Source organism: Nocardia pseudovaccinii, assembly GCF_050942345.1.
Taxonomy (GTDB): domain Bacteria; phylum Actinomycetota; class Actinomycetes; order Mycobacteriales; family Mycobacteriaceae; genus Nocardia; species Nocardia pseudovaccinii.
Genome location: NZ_CP192074.1, coordinates 2,930,680 through 2,953,067 on the forward strand (window position 1 = coordinate 2,930,680; position 22,388 = coordinate 2,953,067).

17 protein-coding genes are annotated in these 22,388 nt (G+C 64.5%); 13 read left to right on the plus strand and 4 right to left on the minus strand.

Annotated elements, in window-relative coordinates; translation table 11 throughout:
• Window positions 1–38: 38 nt before the first annotated feature.
• Window positions 39–635: a TetR family transcriptional regulator gene (locus tag ACQPZ2_RS13295; RefSeq protein WP_433525799.1), complete on the minus strand. Its 597-nt coding sequence runs from the start codon at window positions 633–635 to the stop codon at window positions 39–41.
• A 338-nt stretch (window positions 636–973) separates the two neighbouring features.
• On the opposite strand from ACQPZ2_RS13295, the gene ACQPZ2_RS13300 reads away from it, so the two are divergent.
• The gene (locus tag ACQPZ2_RS13300) at window positions 974–2,428 is read left to right on the plus strand and encodes a class I adenylate-forming enzyme family protein (protein WP_433525800.1); all 1,455 of its coding nucleotides are present in this window, start codon (window positions 974–976) and stop codon (window positions 2,426–2,428) included.
• Window positions 2,429–2,650: 222 nt separating this feature from the next.
• Here ACQPZ2_RS13300 and ACQPZ2_RS13305 read toward each other — a convergent pair whose 3' ends face one another.
• Together ACQPZ2_RS13305 and ACQPZ2_RS13310 are read right to left on the minus strand one after the other, a co-directional pair.
• Entirely contained in the window at window positions 2,651–4,921 is a 2,271-nt protein-coding gene (locus tag ACQPZ2_RS13305) for a hypothetical protein (protein WP_433525801.1), read from the minus strand.
• A gap of 278 nt (window positions 4,922–5,199) precedes the next feature.
• Window positions 5,200–5,901: a MerR family transcriptional regulator gene (locus tag ACQPZ2_RS13310; protein WP_063044586.1), complete on the minus strand. Its 702-nt coding sequence runs from the start codon at window positions 5,899–5,901 to the stop codon at window positions 5,200–5,202.
• Window positions 5,902–6,166: 265 nt separating this feature from the next.
• On the opposite strand from ACQPZ2_RS13310, the gene ACQPZ2_RS13315 reads away from it, so the two are divergent.
• The 11 genes from ACQPZ2_RS13315 to ACQPZ2_RS13365 all read left to right on the plus strand — a co-directional run bounded on the left by ACQPZ2_RS13315 (window position 6,167) and on the right by ACQPZ2_RS13365 (window position 19,825).
• Window positions 6,167–6,643 (plus strand): hypothetical protein, encoded by a 477-nt coding sequence (locus tag ACQPZ2_RS13315; protein WP_433525802.1) that lies wholly within the window; start codon window positions 6,167–6,169, stop codon window positions 6,641–6,643.
• A gap of 29 nt (window positions 6,644–6,672) precedes the next feature.
• A complete protein-coding gene (locus ACQPZ2_RS13320) occupies window positions 6,673–7,584 on the plus strand; it encodes an ROK family protein (protein WP_433525803.1) in 912 nt (303 codons plus the stop codon).
• A gap of 446 nt (window positions 7,585–8,030) precedes the next feature.
• Window positions 8,031–9,146 carry a GAF domain-containing protein gene (locus ACQPZ2_RS13325; protein WP_063044590.1) on the plus strand — a complete coding sequence of 372 codons (1,116 nt, stop codon included), beginning with the start codon at window positions 8,031–8,033 and terminating at the stop codon, window positions 9,144–9,146.
• 69 nt (window positions 9,147–9,215) lie between these two features.
• Window positions 9,216–10,226 carry a conjugal transfer protein gene (locus ACQPZ2_RS13330; RefSeq protein ID WP_245721140.1) on the plus strand — a complete coding sequence of 337 codons (1,011 nt, stop codon included), beginning with the start codon at window positions 9,216–9,218 and terminating at the stop codon, window positions 10,224–10,226.
• Window positions 10,227–10,242: 16 nt separating this feature from the next.
• Window positions 10,243–10,515: a hypothetical protein gene (locus ACQPZ2_RS13335; protein ID WP_063044592.1), complete on the plus strand. Its 273-nt coding sequence runs from the start codon at window positions 10,243–10,245 to the stop codon at window positions 10,513–10,515.
• Window positions 10,512–11,048, plus strand: a complete 537-nt coding sequence (locus tag ACQPZ2_RS13340) for a hypothetical protein (protein ID WP_433525804.1) — start codon at window positions 10,512–10,514, stop codon at window positions 11,046–11,048. Before ACQPZ2_RS13335 ends, ACQPZ2_RS13340 begins: the two co-directional genes overlap by 4 nt.
• On the plus strand, window positions 11,048–13,576 hold the full coding sequence (locus ACQPZ2_RS13345) for an ATP-binding protein (protein ID WP_433525805.1): 2,529 nt from the start codon (window positions 11,048–11,050) through the stop codon (window positions 13,574–13,576). The genes ACQPZ2_RS13340 and ACQPZ2_RS13345 overlap by 1 nt, the downstream gene beginning before the upstream one ends.
• Window positions 13,577–13,590: 14 nt before the next feature.
• Window positions 13,591–16,149, plus strand: a complete 2,559-nt coding sequence (locus tag ACQPZ2_RS13350; protein WP_433525806.1) for a hypothetical protein — start codon at window positions 13,591–13,593, stop codon at window positions 16,147–16,149.
• Window positions 16,150–16,182: 33 nt separating this feature from the next.
• Window positions 16,183–17,100, plus strand: coding sequence for a hypothetical protein (locus ACQPZ2_RS13355; RefSeq protein WP_433525807.1), 918 nt, complete (start codon window positions 16,183–16,185; stop codon window positions 17,098–17,100).
• 260 nt (window positions 17,101–17,360) lie between these two features.
• Window positions 17,361–18,632, plus strand: a complete 1,272-nt coding sequence (locus ACQPZ2_RS13360) for a DUF4226 domain-containing protein (protein WP_433525808.1) — start codon at window positions 17,361–17,363, stop codon at window positions 18,630–18,632.
• Between the two features lie 17 nt (window positions 18,633–18,649).
• Window positions 18,650–19,825, plus strand: a complete 1,176-nt coding sequence (locus tag ACQPZ2_RS13365) for a transglycosylase SLT domain-containing protein (protein ID WP_433525809.1) — start codon at window positions 18,650–18,652, stop codon at window positions 19,823–19,825.
• Window positions 19,826–19,843: 18 nt separating this feature from the next.
• Here ACQPZ2_RS13365 and ACQPZ2_RS13370 read toward each other — a convergent pair whose 3' ends face one another.
• Window positions 19,844–21,337, minus strand: coding sequence for a C40 family peptidase (locus ACQPZ2_RS13370; RefSeq protein ID WP_433525810.1), 1,494 nt, complete (start codon window positions 21,335–21,337; stop codon window positions 19,844–19,846).
• A 433-nt stretch (window positions 21,338–21,770) separates the two neighbouring features.
• On the opposite strand from ACQPZ2_RS13370, the gene ACQPZ2_RS13375 reads away from it, so the two are divergent.
• Complete coding sequence (locus ACQPZ2_RS13375; protein WP_433525811.1) at window positions 21,771–22,385, plus strand: hypothetical protein; 615 nt, start codon at window positions 21,771–21,773, stop codon at window positions 22,383–22,385.
• Window positions 22,386–22,388: the final 3 nt, after the last annotated feature.

Consider the following 22,388-nt stretch of genomic DNA (forward strand, 5'->3'; position numbering starts at 1 on the left):
TAGGAAGGGCACGTCGGCCCGTCAACGGATGAATCCTGTTATGTAGGTGGAAATTTCACATCCACCCGCTCCAGTAACACCCGCGCGGCGCGCAGCACATGCTCGGCAACCGCGGCCGGATCGGCGCTGGCCAGCGGATCCCGGCGATGTACCGAACGAACCAAGCCGATGCCGAGCAACCAGGCGAGCAGGAGATCGGCGCGCAACTCGGCATCAGGTCCATCGGTGAGTGCGGATAGCGCGCCTACGTACTCGTCGCCCAGTTCCCGCCGCACCGCGGCCGCACCCTCGTCATGTCCGCTGGAGCGCAGTGCGGCTTGTAGCCAATGTGCCTGTGCCGCAGAGCCGGTGGGCTCCAGCGCGCGTGCCAGTAGGCGGCCGAGCAATGCTTCGGCAGGTCCCTCCTCGAGTACACGCCGACCCCGGTCCGCTATCGACGCACGGAACAGTTCGTCCTTATTGCCGAAGTACCGGAACAGCAGCGCCTGATTCACCCCGGCGCGTGCGGCTATCTCGCGTACCGTGGCGCGCTCGTAGCCGCGTTCGGCGAACAGTTGTTGTGCCGCCGCCAAAATGGCGAGTCGCGTTGCGGCCGCATCCCTTTTGCGGCCGACGGGCTCGTACTGATCAGACATGCACCCTCCGGTTGATCCCAGACAGTGCAGCGTAAGTCGCGTTCCCAAAAATGGGAACGGGGATTGTGCGGGCGGCGATGTTGTGGCGGTACTGTTCTGCCCTGGCACCGCTGAGAATTGGACCTCGATGTGGTGCCGGAGGCGTCACGATGCGGAAAGGCGTTGGTCGCGCGGCCCTTCGGGTTCCATTGCTCACCTCTTGTTCCCCCTTGCCGGGAGGTGCCGGGGAAAGCCGCCGCGACCTGCGATGGGTGCCGTTCGTGACCCCACTCCCGCTTGCGGAATCTCGATTCCGCAACGGGAGTGGGACACCACCCGCGCCATCGGAAGGACAATTGATGGATGCCTGCGATCGGCCGTTTCTTGTTTCCGCTGATGCCGATCCGCTCCTGTCATTCCGTCAGCTGGAGGCGTGGGCCGAAACCGTCGCATGGAGTTTGCAGAAGAATGGCGTCGGCGCGGGTGATGTAGTGGTCGCCGAACTACCGAATTCGCCTGCTTTTGCCGTCGTAATGTCGGCCGCCTGGAATATCGGTGCGGTATTCGCGCCGGTGGATCCGCGGCTGAGTGCGCGGGAGAAACAGCAGATTTTTACACTGGCTCGACCTCGAGCGGTGGTCGCGTCGACTCTCGCTTCGATCGATTCGCCGACGCTATTGTGGCGCAACCCGTTCGAGCCCCCAGCGCAGTTGGAGTGGATCCCGGCCGCGCCCGCGCGCCGCGGGGGCTGGATGCCGACAGTGCCCGCGCCCACGGTCCACGAGGACGACCGGCTGATCCTGTTCACCTCCGGCTCCACCGGAGCGCCGAAGGCGGTGGCACTGTCCGAGGCCAATATCGCCGCCGGAATCGCCGCTGTCGCAGACCATTTCGCACTCACACCGGACGACCGCACCATCGCACTGCTGCCGTGGGCGCAGAGCCACGGCCTGTTCGCGAACCTGATGGCGACACTGCGCAGCCGGTGCACCATGGTGCTGCCCGCCGCGGGCGAGGCGCGCCAAACGCACCGACTACTGGATGCGGCGGCGCCGACCTGGCTCACGGTGATGCCGATGCAGCTGGCCGGTATCACCGCGGGACTGGTGGCATCGGGAAAGCGGGCGCGCGGCATGCGTTTCCTGCGCACCGCCTCGGCCCCGCTGTCTCGCCTCGCGGCCGAACGCGCGGAACGGCTGCTCGACTGCCCGGTCGTGGAGGCACTGGAACTCGCCGAAACCAGCCACCAGGCGGCGGCCGATCCGCCGTCGTGGGAGCGGGTGCCGGGTACGGTCGGCACCCCGACCGGCGTCGAATTCCGTCTGGCCGGTGACGAAATCGCGGGCGGCCGCGAACTGGAAGTCCGCGGCACGGCACTGTTCAGCAGGTATGTCGGCAATCCTGCGGCCACCGCCGCCGCCTTCACTGCCGACGGCTGGCTGCGCACGCGTGACGTGGCGCGCCGGGAAGAAGACGGGCGCCTGCGAATCCTGGGTCGGCTCAGCGAAATCGCGCACCGCGGCGATCACGCGGTGGCACCGGTCGACGTCGAGGCCGCGCTGGACGAACATCCCGATGTCGTCTCGTCGCTCGCCACGCGGGTGCCGCATCCGCATCTCGGCGATGATGTCGCGGCGGTCGTCCATTTGCGCGAGGGTTCGCAGACCACCAAGCGCGACATCATGCGCCACTGCCACGCGCATTTGGCCGAGCACCAGATTCCGGGGCAGTTGCGCATCGTGCAGCGGCTACCCCAGTTGCCGAATGGAAAGCCCAGCCGTCGTATGGCGGCACAGTTGTTCGAAGTGGGCTGAAACAACCGACCGGACGGATGAATCATCCTGTCCTGCACGGCTTTACCGTGGCGCATTCCGAGGGCCGAGGACCGCCGAGCGTAGTCGAATTGTGGCTGGTCAGCGCCAAACCGCCCTTCGACTACCCTCGGTCGGCTTCGGGCCGCCGCAGCGCCACTGATCCCGATGATCTGTACCTGGTGGTAGCACCGGACAACCTGCAGCCACGGTTGTTGCGAGGCGCTAGAACGTTGGTATGGCCTTCGATGGGGTGAGGGTGCTGCTGCCCGTCCAGTACTCGGGCAGCGCCATCTTCTGCAGGATTCCCGATGCCGCCGCAAAGTTCTCGGCTTCGGCGGCGGCCAGGTACTCCCGGCTGAGGTGCACATTGATGAAGCGGTTCATCAAGGCGGCACGCTCCCGTGTCACGGTGCCGGTCAGATTGGGCAAGGCATTCCCGGTGCCTGATACGACATCCCGAATTGCGTGGATGACCGGCTCGGTCGGGTTGTTGAAGTAGTCGCGCAGGAACTGCTGCTCCGGCGCGGTGAAGCTGGTGAACTGCAGATCGGGATCGGCGAAGCGACGGTTCGCCAGTCGGTGGGCGGTCCGTCTGAACAGTGCGACGTTGGCCGGGGTCCGGCCCAGTTTGAGCACGCCGAGCGAGGCGATGGCCTGTCCGACGTGCTTGTCGCCGTCCCACATGTTCGGGCCCCAGCTCGTTCGGTAATTGAATGCCTTCAGAGCATTGGTTCGCATTTCCTTATTTCCGAATCCGGCGCTGAACATGGCCGCTTCGGCATCGCCGAGGCTGCCGCCCCGGTCGACTACCCGGTCGATCGCGACGGCAGCGCCGAGCGGGGTGTGGCCATACTGTGCCGCGGCCGACCTGGCGGAGTCGATGATCTGCTCGCGCGTGCGGTAATAGTTGCGAATCCAGCCGAACCGGTCCGCCTCGACTGCCATACGCATATTCGCCAGTTCCGCTCGCTGCCGCATCCCGGAGCGCGAACTCAACGGCGATCGGGTACGGCCCATCAGGTATTCGGTCACCGGCGACGCGTTGAAAGTATTGAGCGCGGCGAGTCCGGTGACAAGCCGTTGTGTACCGGTCATGCTGCCGCCCGATCCCAGCGTCGCCCCGCCTGAGCCACCACCGGACTGGCCGGTGTGCCCGCTGGCGAGCACACCGGTGATCTGGTTGGCTATCCGCCCGGTTCCGGCGGCGAGACCATGACTCATCCGGCGCAACAACACGATTCCGACAATCATGAACGATCCGCCGATGAAGATGACCGCGATGCCGTGGCCCTTCGCCTGTTCGAACACATCACCGAGGACCAGGGCGTAGATGCCGAGATAGACCGTGAACGCGACCATCTTCCCGGACGATACGAAGGCATCGACGAGATTGCGCACCAGGAAGTTCTGGCTCGGTCCATAGATGTATCCGCCCGCGGCGAAGCCGAAGATGGCCATGAAGGCGTGATAGACCGCCTCCGCCGCGGACACCACGATCTTTCCGGACAGGTATACGCCGAACATCAGCAGGACCGCGGCGAAAATCAGCAACAGCAGGCCGGTGCAGATCTGGCCCGCATTGGGATTCTGTGTCTTGGAGTAAGCGGCGGTGTCGCCGCAGCGTTTCATACCGCTGGTGACCTTGTCATCGCTACCGGCCAACACCCCTTCCGACCACGCTGCGCGGCAGGCCGGTGAATCGTCCACGACATGGCCGAAGTTCCACACCTGCAATGGATAACGCACGAAGTTGTCGGCGAGTGTGCCCTCTATCGAGTCCACAACCGCATTCGGGCTCGGATTCGATTCGCCGTTGAGGCCCGCGGCTACCGCCACACCGACGTCGCGTCCCTGTGCGAGCAGCCCGTCCGAGGAGAGCACGTCGGCCAGCGGATGCGCCAGATAGGGCACACTGAACATCGCGACCGCGATCATCGTCAGCACCTGCATGGTTGCCTTGGAGAAGTATCCGCGCACCACGAACCATGCCACCGGTATCCCACCGATGGTTACCGCGAGCACAAAGATCATGGGCGTGCCGACTTGACCGGCCAGGGTGTCGGCGACCCGGCTCAGCGGTTCCGCGACCAGGTCGAGCCAGCGAAAGCTCACCACATAGTCGATCGCCCAGATACCGGTGACCTCGGTGGCCATGAACCCCGCGAATTCCAGATCCAGCGCGGTCGACAACGCGGCATTCCCGGGATGCAGAATACTGCCGTGATTGGTGGCGAAGACATAATTGGCCAGCGGAACCCCGTGCGAATCCCGGACATTCATCCAGCCGACGGCATCGATCGTCGAGGACCCAGCGGTCGCGGTTCCCGTCTGCGCCGACGCCACCGCGCCGATCGTCATCGGAACAACGAACAGCACAAGCACGCCGAGCAGCAGCCGCGCCGTAATTCGGCGCAGTCGGGTCGCGCCGATCCAGTGTCCGCATCGATTGATCACCGCGCGCGGCCGCCAACGCGTGGTGTCCCAGAATTCCAAGTCCGACAATGCATTTGGGCGCTTCGTCTTGTTCGCCCCGAGTCGCCTGCCAACAAGATCATCCGATTGCCCGAACACGGAGACAAATATAATGGTCGGCCGAGAATCGAAAACGTATTGAACTCAGGATGATTCGTATGGGAAGCGTATGGAATTCAGCGAACGACGCCGACGGCGCGGCAATTCCTGGTCGGCGGAGAGAAATTTCGTCATACGACTGAATGTGCTGCGCGTTCGCGAGGCGAGATAGGCGCCGAGCCGTTTGCTGACTGGAATTATTATGCGGTCGGCGGCAATTCGGAGTGTCTGGCGAAGGCCTGATCGATCAACTCCGATGTCGCGCGGGTGGCGATCAGTCGTGCAATGGCCAGATCGGTCTCGAGTTTGGTGCGATCCTTGGGGGTGCGCTCGGATTGCTCGTAGCCGCGCCCGGCCAGGCTGTAGAACATCTCGGTGGCATAGCGATCGGCGATCCGATCGCAATCGGCGCGCAGCCGCTCGACCAATTCGAATGCGGCGGTTGCCGGGAGGCCGACATCGACGAGCCGGGTGGCCAGATCGCAGCAGCGCGGATTGGTCAGGCGGTAGGCCTCCAGCGGATCGTTGCTCGAGGCGAGGGCCTGCTTCACGTACTCCGGCAGTTCGGCCGACTGCTCATCGCGGGCGGCGCCCGCGTGCTGTGGGGTGGTCGGCGGCTCGGCGGTCGATTGGTCGGCCGCGACACCGAGTACGTCGGCCAGACCGTCGCCGCGATCCCAGGCCTCGAGCAGTTCTCGGATGCCGTTCAGCTTCATGCCGCGGCTGAGCAGTCGACTGATGGTCTGCAGTCGCTCCAGGTGGTCGGAGCGGTAGTAACCGATCCGGCCACGCACCTCGGGTGAGGGCAGGAGGCCGCGCTCGTGGTAGACGCGCACGCTGCGCACCGTGGTGTCGGCTACCCGGGCCAATTCATCGATCGTGTATTCCGACTGCACAGCCATACCTCACAGGAAACCACAACTTACCCCGTAGAACTCGGCCCGTGGATGAACGTGCCGTTAACCAACGATACGTCGGGATCACTACTTGGTCAATGTGCCGTTACATAGCGGCGAAAACGGTTGCCGGGTAACGGATCGTAAGTTAACGTTCGTCGTACGGCAGTTCACTGCCGGTTTCCGGGGACTGTTGAGCAGCCCTGATGCCCGCCCGATATCGGGGCACGTCTTGCGCGACGTGTACCCCTCGGCAGTCTCGGAGACGGCTATGAGCATCATGCAGGCACGTCGGCCAGCGATCGGATCGCAAACGGCGACACAGATTTCGGCGATCCCCACCGCGGCCAAGGCCGCGCACCGCCCGCCCTGCGCGGATGGTCCGGACGATTGGGACCTCGACGTCGGCACCCCGGAATCCTGGCGGGCCGCCATTCAGACTTGCCATCACTGCCCCTTATTCGCCAAGTGCGGGCAGCTGGCGCAGACACTCACCGCGCGCGGCGACGGCCCGCGGGCAATGATCTGGGCCGGAGTGGCCTACGACAGCGCGGGCCGGGTAGTGGAAAACCTCGATCGGCACCGCACCGCCCCGATCGATCACAAGCGGCCACTTCGCATTATTCGCAACAGCACCCGGCCGGTGTGCGCTGATCTTGTGCCCGCGACCCCGCGACGGCGTATCGTGCTCGGGCATCGGCTACGGTCGGCCGGGACAGGTGGTTCCGAATTGGCGTCCGGGCAGTAAGTGGAAATTCTTGTGGCGGTGAGTGGCTCATGACAATTCTGGCTCTGGAGATCGGTCCCGCGGGGTTCGCGGTGACTCGCGTCGCCGACGACGTCGATCCCGACGAGGTTCGCAGGATTCCCATACCGTCCGGCGGCGCGTGGGCCGCCTGTCGCGATCTGCTGCTCGAGTGCGCCGAAGGTACCGAAGTCACCGCCGTCGGCATCGGTTCGATGGGGCCGGTCGACATGGCGGCCGGTGTGGTGGCGCCGACTCAGATCCCGGAGTGGCGAGCTGGTTTCGCCCTTGTGGACGCCGTGCAGAAGATTTTTCCGATCGCGCTGGTGCAACTCGCACTCGACGGTGTATGTCTGGCCTTGGCCGAGCGGAATTTCGGTGCTACCAGCGCGGTCTCGGATTCCCTCTCGGTGGTCGTCTCGGACCGGATCGCCGCCGGAGTCATGGTCGGTGGGTTCGTCGTGGTGGGGCGCACCGGGAATGCCGGGCATTTCGGTCATGTTCTGGTGCCCGGCTTCGATGACCTCTGCGAATGCGGGGGACGCGGCTGCCTGGAAGCGGTAGCGAGTGGAGCCTCGATATTGCGGTGGGCCAACAGTCAAGGGTGGGTCGGGAACTCCGTGGAGGCCCTTGTCGGGGCCGCGCAGGCCGGTGACGAGATCGCTGTATCCGCGCTGAACCGGGCTGGCACGGCCCTCGGCCGTGCGATCGCCTCGGTGGCGTCTCTGCTGGATATCGATCTGGTGGCCGTAGGCGGCACCGTTGCGAAATCCGGACCGGCACTGTGGAAGCCGCTCGCCGCGTCTGTGGCGACGCACGCCCGCCTCGGCTTCTTGACTGCACTGCGCGTGGTTCCGTCGGAGTTGGACCTGCTCGGCGTACTGGCGGGCGCGGGTCTGCTCGCGATGATGGCCCAGGAGGCGGCGGCCCAGGTCGCCGACTAGTCGTTCCTGGCCGACATGTCCACCGGGAAACCGGCGGCTAACAGAGCGATTCGCAGGCGAAGGCCGCGGTGGCGACGCGGCGCTCGATCCATGTCATCACCCGTTCGGGCGCGGCGTCGTTCGAATTGTCCGAACGCCCTTGCGTAGCGGAGTATCCGCAGGTCACCAAGGCTCCTTGGCTGATCGGCGGCGTACGCGTGTGCCCGGGAATGCCTGTGCCGCTGTTCATCTTGTCTTAGGACTAGGTTAAGAAACCAGCATTCGGTTTGCTCCGTCCGGTATGAATCACAAGACTTCGTTCAGGTGAACCTGTTCCTGACCTGTTGATTGGACCGCTAAACAACGGTACATTGAGCAGGTCACGATCATGGCTCAGCTGAGTCATGACTCCGGAGGAACGGCTGGTACGGGCAAGCGAGATGCGGAGCGACGCAGTAATCCCATGGGTGACCATCGAAACGTTGACGCCGGACACGATGTCCGTGGCGTCGGTGGGGGAAGCACCGCGTGAGTTCGCGGGCTGGCCGCGGGTTCTCCAACGGCTACTGGCGAAAATGCCTGCGGTCTATGACAGTCTGACAACCGCGCGGCTGGCCGCGGCCATGCAGGCGGCACGCGACCAGGCCGAGGATGTGGATCTGCGGATCCCGACCCGTTCGGGTATGCACGAGTTGAAGATCCGGCCGATATTCGGGCCCGCGGGCGATGTGCACGCGATCCGGCTCTGGCTCGGACCGACAGCAGCGCGGGCGCCGGAGTTGCGCGCCGCGGTGGGCGTGATCTGGGATCTGAATTCCCAAACCATTCAGCAGCCCATCGGCGTCACCCGGCTCTCCGGAAGTGCGCCGGAGGAATATGTGCCGAGGATGTCGATCGCTGAGCTGTTCCACCGGATGTCGGCGTTCGATCGGCACGCCGAGGTGCTCGATCTGCTCTACGACCCCAAGCCGGGAGACAAACTGCAGTTCGATGTCACGGTGCCGCACAGCTCCGGCCGAGCTGGGCGCTGGCGCATCACGATTCGGGCCCGTGACGACGAGCGGACCCGAGGGGCCTGGTGGCTGATCGAGGACGTCTCCGCCGACGATCAGCCCGCCTCCTGGGCCACGCTGGAGCGGGTCGGGTTGCGTGAGGCGCATCGTCGTGCCGGAACTCACCTAGCGGTTGTGCAACTCGAACACACCAGCATTTCGCATTGGCTCACCGATCCGGCGCCATGGGTGCGCTGGGATTATCTGTTTCAGCCAATCGACGTATTTCATCCGGACGATCGGGTCCGGTTGATCGAGATCAGTGATCGACTGCGGGTGGGGGAAACCGCTGGGGTCACGATGCGTGCGCTCAACTATGGCGGCGGTTATACGCCGACGTCATTGCTGCTGTATCCGTACCCCGGATATTCGACGAGGCCGCTGGCGATCGCGCAGTTGGTACGGGTCGCCGATGACGTGCCCGTGCTGGAGCCGCACCAGCAGGCTATCGAGCCGCACGCGCCGGTAGGTTACGACGATCAGCTGCGTCATTGGCTGGTCGACCGTATGAAACGCACCCCTGCCTACTGATTGGCGTTATTCCCAGGCGCGGGAACAGTAGGGCAATTGGGAGCGGTTCGGCTCTCTACCATTTCGAGAGTGCGGACAACGGCTGGCAGGCAGGCAGATTCGGGCGAGGAATTACTTCGCCGGATGGCCGCACGCCGCCGCCGCGACAATGCCATTGTGGCCGTCATCGCCGTGCTCGCTGTGCTCGGTGGTGGTCGTACGATCCTCGGCTGGTTCGCCGATAAGCCGGTCGCCAAGTCGCCGGACACGATGTCTACCGCGATCATCGGCCACGCCAGGCTGGCCGAGTCGTTCGCCGAGGAGTTCGTGGTCACCTACCTGAGCGCCTCGTCCGGACAGCAGGAGCGCCTCGGCGAGTATGTCGGTGGTGGACAACAGATCAATCTGCCCGCGACCGGGCGACAGGTGTCGGACCCGATCGTGGTGTTCACCTCACGCAATCTGAGTACCGACGCATTCGACGTCTGGTCGGTCACGGTTTCGGTCCGGGTAGCCAAGACCGGTGCCGGAGCCAGCGGCAATCGCGAGTACTACCGAGTCGCGGTATCGGTGGCGGCGGACGGCAGGCGACGTGCCTTGGCGGTGCCCGCAGCGGTCGAGCCGCCGGGACGCGGTATCGATCTGGTGTTGGGATATCAGAACCCGTGTGGCGCGGAATCGCCACTGGCGCAGGTGGCCTCCGGATTTCTATCGGCATATCTCACCGGCTCCGGCGATATCGCGCGCTACACCGTACCGAACTCCGGCATCGCCGCGCTGCGGCCCGCGCCGTTCACCTCGGCGGAGACCACAACGGTCTCATCGGACGACGCCGGCTGCGGTGTCGGCGGATCGAACGCCCGCGTGTTGGTCACGGTCAACCCGAAGACGGCCAGCGGCGCAGCGCCGACTCTGGCCTATCCCCTGACGATGATCCAGACCGCTGGGCAGTGGCAGGTGGAGTACCTGGATTCGATGCCCGAGCTTCGCGAACCCATGACGGTCGTCGCCGCCAACGAAGGGTCGGGCGGCGCCCCAACCAGCACAGCGACCTCAGCACCCAGTTCCGCGGTGTCGATCCCACCGGCGACACAGAACTGAACAGAAAGGCATCCTCATGGGTAGTCAAATGAGCATCATCCTCTACAACGGGCTGATCTTCATACGTTGGGCGGGGATGATCGTCATCGCCGGTTGCGGCATGGTTCTGCTCATCTCCGAAGGGGTGAAGTCGAAGCTGTCGCCGGGCAAGCTCATCGGCGTCACCCTCTCGGCGTTGATGGCGGGGATCCTGTTCTGGACGCTGCCCACCCTGCTCAACTACGCGCGCGTCGACTCCAATAGCCGGATCGTCCAAGACCAACCGATCGGCGGGATGTACCGCCAGTGACCCAAGTCGTCAAGGTGTTCACGCCGATCAAACGGGTCCCCACCATGATCGGCAAGGCCCAGAACGGGCAGAAACTCCCGTTCGGGCCATACACCTTGCCGCAGTTGGTCGGTGGCGGCGTGCTGCTGGTGATCACCTCGGTGCTCGCCATGACGCTGCCGGTCAATCCCGCCATAACTTTCGTGGTGGGTGCGGTCCTCGCCGTCGTCACCGTCTTCGCATTGGGGTTGGTGCCCTACACAGGCGTGCGGTTGACATCTCGGATGTTGTGGATCGGTCGGCTGATCATCGTTCGCAGGCCGGTTTCCGCGTCGGGCATGCCGGTTGGCGAGGAGTCCGGGCGGCACACGCTGTTCGTAGAGGAGAGCGTGGTGATCCTCCTGCCCGACCGGAGGGTCCTCGCGGTCGATGACCGCGCGGCGGTAGCGGTATTGGCGAGTGAGCGTCCGCTCAACATTCTCGAAAAATGGAGCAAGACATTGCCGCAGGTGACTGAGAACGGCGATGGCGCGTTACCCGGAGGGCGGAACTGATGGCATTCGAACGAGATCTGCAGCCCACGGCCGCCATTCGCGGGCATCTGCAATTCACGCACGGTGGTCTGGTTACCGCCAACTACTTCATCAGTCCGTTGGGCTACGGGTTGCGCAAGGCCAGTGACAAGTTCGATGTCAAGGCGGCCCATCATTCGCTGATCAACAATCTGCCGAACGGTTCACTGCTCCTCGGTATTCAGGCTCGTCTCAATACCCTCGACGTGCTGAGCAAAATGGTCGAGGGCGTGGATTTGGACGAGTGCGAGGATTACGCCACCGAGGTGGTTTCCTCCTTCGAGCGGGTGCGTGCGATTCTGCCGCAGACCCGGATATTTCTGCTGTCGATCCCCGTCGGAGCCAGCAATTCGGGTATTTCGGCCTTGTCCCGGATGTGGCGTGGCACCACCACGACCATCGACGCCGCCGCGCTGTCTCGTGCCGACCTGGATGCATACGATGACAAGGCCAATGAGATCCTCTCGCGCATCGGCGGCGATTTCGATCCGATTCCGGTGCCCGCCGCGCTGTTCCAATGGTTGTGGGAGCACTATCTGAGCCGCGGCGCGGTGGGCGATCCGGTCGCCCCGACTCGGGCCGGCGTGCTGGACGACGCGACATCGGCTGTCTTCCGCTCGGCCGCCCTCGATGAGGGAGCGCAGGCCGACAGCAATCGGCGCATCCGCCCCTCCTTCGTGCCGGTGATCAAGGTGGTACAGCCGGATCTGGTTTTCCAACCCTCCTACCAGGCGGTGCTGACTCCGCGCTCGTTCCCGTACACGGGCATGTCCTTTCCCGGCGGCAGCGAATTTCTCAGTGTGCTCGAGGGAATCCAGGACGTCACGGTCGACTGGGGCATGCGGATATCGACGAAGCCCGCGGAGCAGGTGCTCAAGAACAATGAGCTGAGTCTGCGGCGGTTGGGTGAGCAGATGGACCAGCGTGATCAGGAGGTTTCCTTCGCGCAGAACACCCTGATGTCGAAGGCCCAGATGCTGGGCGAGTACAACCAGCATTTCGAGGTCAACGGCGGTGAATCCGAAGTCTCCTTCACCACCGTGATCGCGATCGGCTCGGCATCGCGCGATGCGACCATCGATGCGGTCAATATGCTCAAACGTCGGTACCGGCGCTTCAATGTCGAGATGACCGCGCCGGTCGGCGCACAGGTGGATCTGTGGTCGATGCTCATCCCGGGCAGTCCGGCGCGGCGGGCCTATGACGATTTCGCGCATATCGTGCCCTCCGATATGTGGGCGGGCTTCGTACCGTTCACCACCAGCCAGATCGGCGATGACAGTGGACCGGTGATCGGGGTCAATCTGTTGTCCGGAAATTTCGAGCCGATCCATTTCGGGATCATGGAGGCGGCGCTGCACGACCTGTCCGCCTCGTTCGCGGTCACCGGCGAGCTCGGGTCCGGCAAGTCGTATTTCTTGAAGCTCATGGCCGTGCTGGTCCACGATATGGGCGGGCAATTCCTGGCCATCGATCGCAGTCAGGTCGGCGAATGGGAGCATTTCGCGTCCTCGATCGACAATGCGGTCATCATCGATCTGGCCAATCCGACGGTGTCCTTGGACCCACTGCGCCTGTTCGATCCACGGATCGCGGGGGAGCGGGCGCTGGATTCGATTCTGCCGCTGCTGGATCTGTCGCCGACATCCGGCGCCGGCGCGGCCGCGAGCAATCTGCTCTCGCCGAGAGGTATTGCCGAGCACGGCATTCGGAGTCTGCTGGACTTCCTGCAAGTCGTCCGGCGGCTGCGGGACACACCCGGGGTGGGCGAGGACTACGCTGATCTGGCGGCGCGGCTCGGGACGGTGGTCGACCGGGTTCCGGTGTTGTTCGATCCGAAGCTGCGACCACTGCGGCTCGATGCCGCGGCGACGGTGGTCCGTAGCCACAATCTCGCCTTGCCGACCGCGGAGGAACTCACCACCCCGCACCTGTACAACCGGTTGCCGCTGACCAAGCGTCTCGGTACCGCGCTGTACGAGCTGGTCGGCGTCGCCGCCCGGGAAGCGTTCCTCACCGACAACGGCAGATTCGGTCTGCTGGTCGGCGACGAGGCGCACCATTTCACCCAGACCCAGGTCGGCTCGGCGGTGACCTCCGACTTCAGTCGTGACGGTCGAAAGCATTTGGCCGCAATCGGATTGGCATCCCATGATCCGGCGACGGACTTCCAAGGCGCGGCGCACAACCTGATTCCCAACCGGTTCGTCTTCCGGCAGCGCGATGAAACGCTGGCCCGCAACAGTCTGGAATGGCTCGGCGTCGATCTGGAGGAGGCGCCGTTCCTGCTGCAGATCCTGCGCGAAGAGACCTCGCCCCCGGTCGGCCAAGGTCGGCAGGTGCCGGAGGAACGGCGCGGCGAGATGTTCATGCGGGACGCGCTCAACCGCATCGGCCGTGGCAAGGTGCTCGGTCCGGCGCGCGCCGATCGCGCCGAGGCGATCAGCAGTACGCCCTCGGGGAAGGGCGGCACTCGCTCCGCATTGCCGCAACGTCAGGAAATCGCATGAGACTCCCGTCTACCGTGCCCACCTGGTCGCGCGCGTGGCATGGGTCCGATCTGCGCAGCGAGCTGGAGTCCTGGGATCCTGTCCACTGGCAGCCGAGGGTGCTCGCGCATCGATGTTGGCTGTGGATCACGGCGACTCGACGCCGACGCTGGATCTTCTGGGGGCTCGTCGCTTTCTTCGTGCTCGTCGTGCTGCCGGTCGCGCTCGGTGCGGTGGCGGGCGCGCAAACCGACACCGATACCGCGCAGTCCGGCGGTAACAGCGCGCTCGGCTTCACGAATATGCGGGATTCGTATGGTGTCCCGGTGTCGCGATATACGTATATTACGAGCGACGGAAGCATATTCCATCCGATAACGACCGTGATGGCGTCGGTCCTCGGTCTTATGTGCGCGTTATTCCTTATTGTTGTGGTCCTGCCGATCTGGGGGTACGACTCCGCGGTCGGCCTGGGTTGGCTCGATTGGCTCCGCGCACCATTGTCCGGGGCTGCCGAAGGCGTCACCGCTCAGATCGCGACGACGGCGATGTTCTTCTTCTTCGTCACGCTGGGCGCATTCTTCGTCGCTTATTTCGTGGCTCGTGGTTTTTTCGCCAAGGCTTCGTTCCAGATCATGACCCTGCTGGTGCTGGCGAGCTTGAGTGCGCTGTTCCTCAGAGATCCGCTCGACGAGGTATTGTCCCCGCACGGCATGCTGGCTCAGGGCCGCGACGTCGGGCTTTCGGTGGCGGCTGGTGTGAACGGTGACAGCAGCCCGAATCCTGCGGCGCTGGCACAGACCATGCAGCAGAGCATGGTCGACAATTTCGTGCGGCACCCGCTACAGGTGTGGAACTTCGGCCACGTCGTCGACGATCGGCCGGGTTGTGCCGCTGCGTGGTCGTCCGGCATGTCGGCCGGAAGCGACAGCCAGGTCAAGAAGGGTTTGAAGTCATGCGGTGATTCCGCCGCTGCCTCGGCCGCGGACAATCCGAGCATGGGACAGATCGGCGCCGGTCTGCTGGTGCTGGTATTGATGTTGCTCGGGATCGTACCCTTCTTCGGATATATGTCCATCAGGATTGTCTGGTCCGGGCTCGATTCGATCTATTGGGCATTTATGGGACTCTTCGGCTTCGCCGCGGGTGGCTATGTTTACGGTCCTACGCAGACATTCACGATCCGCAGTATTGTGCACGGTTTCTTTTCGTTCTTCCGGATGGCCGCCGAAATCGCTTTTGTCGCGGTCATAGCATTGATCGAGAACGAGATGCTGAAACAGGCGAAAGGCCGGGAAATCGCGGTTTTGTTCTTCACCGCGGTGGTGATGATCGTCGCCTTCCTACAGGCCAGGCGTTTCACCGGCAACCTCGACCGTGGGAATGAATGGATTGCAAACCGCTTCGCGCTCGCGGTCCAGAACGGTGGAAGTCGCGCGGGCGCAGGTTCCGGCGGCGGTGGTGCGATGGCGCTCGGCATGGGACAAATCGGTGCGAGCCACAAGATGTCGGGTATGGGGATGATGGCCCTGATGGGTGGTGCGAGCACGATTGCCAACTCGCCGTTGACCGAATGGCTGATGTTGGGATTGCCCGGATCGCTCCATCCGCAATCCAAGCTGAAGAAGGCGATAACGGAGGCACAGGGCGGGGTTTGGGCCGAGGACGGGCGGTTCGGTGGGCGTATGGGCTGGTATTCCCAGTCATATATGCCCTGGGAGCTTTATGCGCGGACTGCTGAGGAGGAAGCTCGGGCGTACGGCGGATTGGACACGTACTTGGGAAATGCCGGTGGTGTGTACGGTGTGATGGCAAAAAACGGTGCTAATTCGGGCCAAGCATTCGCGGCACTCAGAGGTGCCGGTGTGCGGGATGAGAGAATGGCGAGAATGTCGGTCGATTCGGTCGAGAGCATCAGAAGGGCCGCGGCCAACACTCCGTTGCGGGATGCCGACTTGTCTTTCGTGGCCGCTGCGGTGCGACAGGTCGAGAATTCGTCGCGACTGGTAGTCACCGGAGGGGGTACTCGGTTGCAGCAGCGGCGCAATATCGAGGAGACGGCGGCCCACATCGGGACCCTGCAGCAGGCGGTTCGGGAGTACCGCGGGAACAACTCGGGTGGTGTTGCCCTTGACGGCGGTGCCACATCTGGGTGGCGGCCTCAGCTCCGCTACGTCCGGGAATACATGGGCAACATTGTCGCCGATCCCAATCGTGCGGAGCTGATGATGCAAGCCCTGAATGAGGTCTCGGCAGGCGTGGCGTACGATCCGGCCTCGCCCACTGCCCTCCACAGGTTTTGGTTGCAGAACGCCAATGTGGATGCGCCGACGTCGGACCGCATGAAGCAGTGGATCAAGAACGAGCATGCCTTGGAGGTGGAGGAGGCCTTCGATACGCTCCGGCAGGACGTAACCAATCCGGGGTCACATCGTGGTATGCGGACCGCGGCCTACCGGGCCACCAGAACGCGCCACATAATGGATGGCGGCACCGGAGCCGGACCGACTATGGTGACTCCCCCTGGCGGAAATACCCCTCATCCGAATTTCCAGCAAGGCATGGACCCCGTGAACAGAGCGATCGGGAATTAATTCGTCTACTCGGCCTGCACAGAGAGGGGTTCGATGATCAATCGCCTGGTAATCATCGCGATGATCCCTGCGTGGGCGTGGGTTCTCATTGCCGTGGTGGGGGTGTGCGGAGTCTGCGGGGGCGGTGGGATGCTTATGACGCTGGCGGGGAACACATCCACGTCGTCCACTGCGGATCTGCACTATCAATGCGATAGTGCCGTCGGCCCGGATCCGGCCATCACGACAACCCCATCGAGCGCTACCACCTCGCGCCGGGCAGCCGACACCCTTCCCGAGTCCGAAGCGCCGACCACGAACCCGTACGCCGAATGGACCATCGCGCCAGATGATTCCGATGCCTCGAACTGGCAGCGATCCTGCGCGTCCGCGATGCGGTCGGCATCTTGGCAGCTGCCACCACTGCAGACCGTCAATACCGGGCTCGCCGTCGAGTGCGCGCGGCAGTTCGCGCTGGCGGTGGCCCGCAATCCGGCGATGCTCGAGCCCGGCCGCAACGGTTCGCCGGGCACCGCCGATGCCACGACATTGACGAAGAGTGTCATCGATGTGGCATCGGATGCGGCGATGACGGGTCAATGTCTCGCGGCGGCGGGCACAAGTGCCGGTGCGGTCGGCTCGTCATCGGGTGCCGCGATACCGCGGACCGGGTCGACGCAGGTTGCCTGCGGGCGGCCGTCGAGTTCGACAACCACCGCTCGATCGGCTGTCGTGCTGCCGAGTGACATTGCCGCCCAAGGTGTTTGCGGTCAGCGGGTCGATACTGCGGCGATCTCGCCGGGGGATCTGGTCTTCTGGGACTACCGATCCAACGCTCCCACCCGAGTCGGTATCGCCGTCGACGCGACCCAGATTATCACCGTTGATCCGGATTCGGGGCAGGTTGTCGAGCAGGTGCTGCCGACCGGAGGTGATGTGCGGGTCAAGCGGGTGTTGAAGGGGGACTCTTGACGAGTCCGTTGGTGTGGGCCGCGGAGGCGGAGCCGGTTGTCGATGATCCGGGTGTGGAGGGGGATTCGGGTGATGGTGACCTAGCGCGGGTGGTGACGCCCTGGACACGAAAGCCTCGGCAGGGCGCGAGCCCTGGGGCGGGGTGGCCGGGGCCCGGTTCGGGCGGGAATTCACAAGCGCCGCAGGAGGGTTCGAACTCGGAGAATGAGCCCGCCTTACCCGGTCAGTCTGCGCAGGCTGGATCCGGGCAGGGGAGTGAGGTGCCGGGTCAGGCGGGTTCGGGTAAGGGTGTGGTGCCTCCGGCTGCTGGGGGTGGTGCGCCGGGTGTGGCTGGGCCTGCTCAGGCGGGCGCGCCCGCTCAGGCGGCTCCAGCGCCGGGGGCTGCTGGGCAGGCGGCGCCTGCTCCGGCGGGTGCGGTGGCGCCGAATACGGCTCGGACCACTGATGATTCAGCGGCCGGGGATCACGCGGGTGGGTTGCTGGATCCGGAGACGCTGACCGCGATGGCTCCGACGGCGATGATGGCCGGGGCGATGATGCTGCCGATGATCGCCTCCGCGCTGGCCGGACTCGGCGGCGGTGGCGGATCCGGTTCGGGTAGTGGGGGTTCGGGCGAGAGCGGGGCAAGCGGTGGACTCACCCCCGAAGCGCAGAAGGCCATCGACGTGCTCAAACAATTGAAAGACGTCTACGGCACCAAAGACGCCGACGACTCCGAAACCCCCACCGGCGGAAAACAACTCGGTACCACCACGACCAGTGGTACCGGATCCGGGACGACCGCGACCAAACTCAAAGCCCACCAGCTGTATCAACGCAACGCCGCCACCGCGTTCAACAACCTCGACAACGAACTGCTCAACTACATGCGCTCCATGGCGGGCAACCACAAGGTCGACAGGAAAGCCGTCATCGAGCTCATCCGCGACGTGGACACCCAACTCGCCGAAATCGGGTCCGCCGCCTACACCAAAGCCGGACAACAAAAAGTCCACCAAATCCTCACCAACGCCCTCGCCAAAGCCGCCAAAATCGTCTCCGGCGGCAACGCCACCGCCACCGGCGCCGCCGCCGAAATCAACCGCCTCACCAACCAATACATCTACAACCTCGCCGGACGGGAATACAAAGCAGCCAGCGGCAGCAGCGGCGCAACCACGGGAACGACAGTCGGCGGCACCGTCGGGCAGTGGATTCAGCAGGCGCTGCAGGTGCTGCAGCAGATGGGGTACGACATCAGCAAGATCGACCCCGAAGCCATCGCGATCATCATTCAGAACGAATCCAATGGTAATCCGAACGCCATGAACCTGACGGACAGCAACGCCGACAACGGGACTCCGTCGATCGGCTTGATGCAGACCATCGGGCCGACCTTCAATCAGTGGGCAGTGCAGGGGCACACCAATATTCGCAACCCCGTCGACAACATCATCGCTGGCGTCCGCTATGCCATCAATCGGTACGGATCGGTACAGAACGTGCCGGGTGTCGTCGCGGTCCGCAACGGTCGAGCGTACGAGCCGTACTGATGCCACCGGATCGGGAAGTGCCGGAACCGAGTGTCGACGATGCCCGGGACGCCCGCGCTGGGATCACAACGTCCGAGCCGCGCCGCAACCCTGCCGCCCCGGCCCGGGGCGGTCTGGTGCGCATGCCGCCGTTGCAGTCGGCCGGTGCGGCTACCGCCGCCACCTCTAGTTCGGCAGCCGCCGCAGTGCGCGGCCAATCGACGAGTCCTGTGTCCGGATTATCCGCTCCGACAAGCACTTCGGCCGTCGGCGGCGGGTCGGACCTGGCTGCCGCCGCAGCCGGTGCCGGTCCGTTGGCGGCCGCGGCGATGGGCGCGCTCGCATCGATCTCGGCCCAATATGGTGACGGCATGCCAACGTCCAGCACCGGCCAGCCGAATGCGCCGCCGCTGGTCGGCAATGGAGCGCCCACCGGACCGGTGCGCTGGGATGGCGCTTTCGGTTCCCAGTATTCGGCCAGCAGTCAGAACAGGTCCCAACAGAACGACGCGCTGGGCAACCTGAACGCCGAACTCGGTCGAATTCTCGGCGGTGCCGCCGCCGACACCATCCAGGGGCGGGCGGCGATCGCCTCGATCATCGCCGAGGCCGATGCCGCGTTGACCGCGCTCGGTGCGGTCGGAAATTCCGCGGCGACCCAGCGTCAGGTGATGGTCGCACTCGGTGATGCCCTGCAGCGGGCCGGAGCGGTGCTCGGGAATGGGCAGTCGGCCGCGGCCGTCTCGGCCGAACAGGTTGCCGCACTGGCCAATCGGTACGTCCAGGACTCCGGGCGATCCAGACCGCAGGTATATTCGCGCGCCGCCAGCGGTGGCCCGCCGAGCGCGCAGCCCAGTGGTGAAGTGGGGCAGTGGATCAACTCGGCCCTGCAGATCCTGCGCCAGAACGGCTATGACGTCAGCCAGATCAACCCCGCCGATATCGCGGCGATCATCCAGCACGAATCCGCGGGCAATCCACACGCCATCAATGGCTGGGACAGTAATGCCGCGGCCGGACATCCCTCCAAGGGGCTGATGCAGACCATCGATTCCACCTTCAATGCCCACGCCCTACCCGGACATCGCGATATCTGGAATCCCGTCGACAACATCATCGCCGGGGTGCGATACGCGATCGATCGCTACGGCTCGGTGGCCAATGTGCCCGGCATCGTGAAGTTGCACCACGGCGGCGCGTATGTGGGTTACTGAAGCCGCGGTGGATCCGGATCAGCTCCACCGACTGGCGTGATAGCTGCTCGGGAGGTTGATCACGCGGACATTCAGACCGGTGCGCGGCGCTTCGACGCATTTCCCGTTGCCGATATACATCATGACGTGGCCCGGGTTGCCGTTGTTGAATTCGGAATCCGGGAAGATCAGATCACCGGGACGGATGTCAGCGGGGTTGACCTTGGGGAGCTGACGGTACTGGTCCGCGGCCACTCGTGGAATATTGACTCCGGCGGCCCTGGCCGCATATTGCATGAGTCCGGAGCAGTCGAACGAGTTGGGGCCTTCCGCGCCCCACACATACGGATCGCCCTGCTGGGCCATCGCCACGGAAACGGCTTGCTGTGCGGCCGCCGTGGTTGCGCCGCTGCTGCCGCTGGCTGCTTTGTATTCCCGTCCGGCGAGGTTGTAGATGTATTGGTTGGTGAGGCGGTTGATTTCGGCGGCGGCGCCGGTGGCGGTGGCGTTGCCGCCGGAGACGATTTTGGCGGCTTTGGCGAGGGCGTTGGTGAGGATTTGGTGGACTTTTTGTTGTCCGGCTTTGGTGTAGGCGGCGGACCCGATTTCGGCGAGTTGGGTGTCCACGTCGCGGATGAGCTCGATGACGGCTTTCCTGTCGACCTTGTGGTTGCCCGCCATGGAGCGCATGTAGTTGAGCAGTTCGTTGTCGAGGTTGTTGAACGCGGTGGCGGCGTTGCGTTGATACAGCTGGTGGGCTTTGAGTTTGGTCGCGGTCGTCCCGGATCCGGTACCACTGGTCGTGGTGGTACCGAGTTGTTTTCCGCCGGTGGGGGTTTCGGAGTCGTCGGCGTCTTTGGTGCCGTAGACGTCTTTCAATTGTTTGAGCACGTCGATGGCCTTCTGCGCTTCGGGGGTGAGTCCACCGCTTGCCCCGCTCTCGCCCGAACCCCCACTACCCGAACCGGATCCGCCACCGCCGCCGAGTCCGGCCAGCGCGGAGGCGATCATCGGCAGCATCATCGCCCCGGCCATCATCGCCGTCGGAGCCATCGCGGTCAGCGTCTCCGGATCCAGCAACCCACCCGCGTGATCCCCGGCCGCTGAATCATCAGTGGTCCGAGCCGTATTCGGCGCCACCGCACCCGCCGGAGCAGGCGCCGCCTGCCCAGCAGCCCCCGGCGCTGGAGCCGCCTGAGCGGGCGCGCCCGCCTGAGCAGGCCCAGCCACACCCGGCGCACCACCCCCAGCAGCCGGAGGCACCACACCCTTACCCGAACCCGCCTGACCGGATCCGGATCCGGCCGGGGGTTGTCCCGGTATTGCGCTCTGACTACCCGGATCCGTCGATGAGCCCTGCCCGTTCCCACCCGGCGCGGTGACATTCGGCTGCCCCGGTGATGTACCGCCGCGCCGCCCCAACCGCGTCCACGGCGTCGCCGACTCCGGTGAATCCCCCTCTTCTGTACCAGCCTCCGCCTCCGGATCGAGCTCAGGATCGGCGACAACCGGCTCCACCAAAGGACTCGTCATAACCCACCACCCAACGCCCGCATACGGATGACACGCAGCGCGGAGATCTCGAGTACCAGGTGGCGACTCATCCGGTTTTCCTCCCATCGGTCACCGGGCCGGGCGAACATGCTGGCGGCCACGGCAACTCGTGCGCGTCTTCCCAGAATTATCCTGACCGCGCCGCTTTCCACCACAGTTCCCAACGTTGGGAATCCTCGACAATGGGTTCGTCGAGGGCTTGCCCGAGCGGCACTGTCTATCGACGCTGAATTTGCAGGTCAGGGTCCGTTCTTGGGCGGAGTGCGCGATCGAAAGGTGGATGCGGTTATGGCGATGTGCGCTGACCACGTCATCCGTGCCTGGATCACCGGTCCCGCCGGGATGGCCGATTGCCGGTTCGTTGTTCAGGTCGCAGGTGCTGCCATCGACCCCGTACTGAGTAGGTGAACAGATGGGCTTTCTCGGCCTCGACTGGAAAGATGTCGCTGTAACCGCGGTTTCCTTGGTTCCCGGCGTGGGTGCTCCGGCGGCCGGTCTCCTCGATGCAGGTTTGACCTGGGCCGAAACGGGAAGTTTGAAAGAAGGACTCGCGGCCGGTGCGACAACCTGGGCGATGTCGGCGATTCCGGGTGGGAAGCTCGCGGGCGGGATACTCGCGAAGGTGGGCGGTCCGATCGCGGAGAAGCTTGCGAGCAAGGCTGCCACTGACAGCTTGATCGGCAAGGGTTTCGATTGGATCGCTAACCATTCCATGACGATGCCGAAGTATCTCCCGAAGTCCGGCAAAACGTTCGGTGGTCTTGCTCCCAAAGCGGTCGGCAGATCGGCAGGGCGCGCCACCGGTCGCGCCATGGGTGCCTACGCCGGGAGTCGCCTCGATGAGGCCGGTTGGTGGCCGGGCAATGGCGGCGGAGGCGGCGGAGCGGATAAGTCTGTCACAATATCGACTCGTCCTGCGGGCGCGGATATGAGTGGCAACTACTATGGGGCCAAGGATTCGAAGGCGGTAATTGGCGCTTACGACGCGGACGGTAAGTCGCAGCAGCCGTGGCCGGTGTCAGCGTGACGG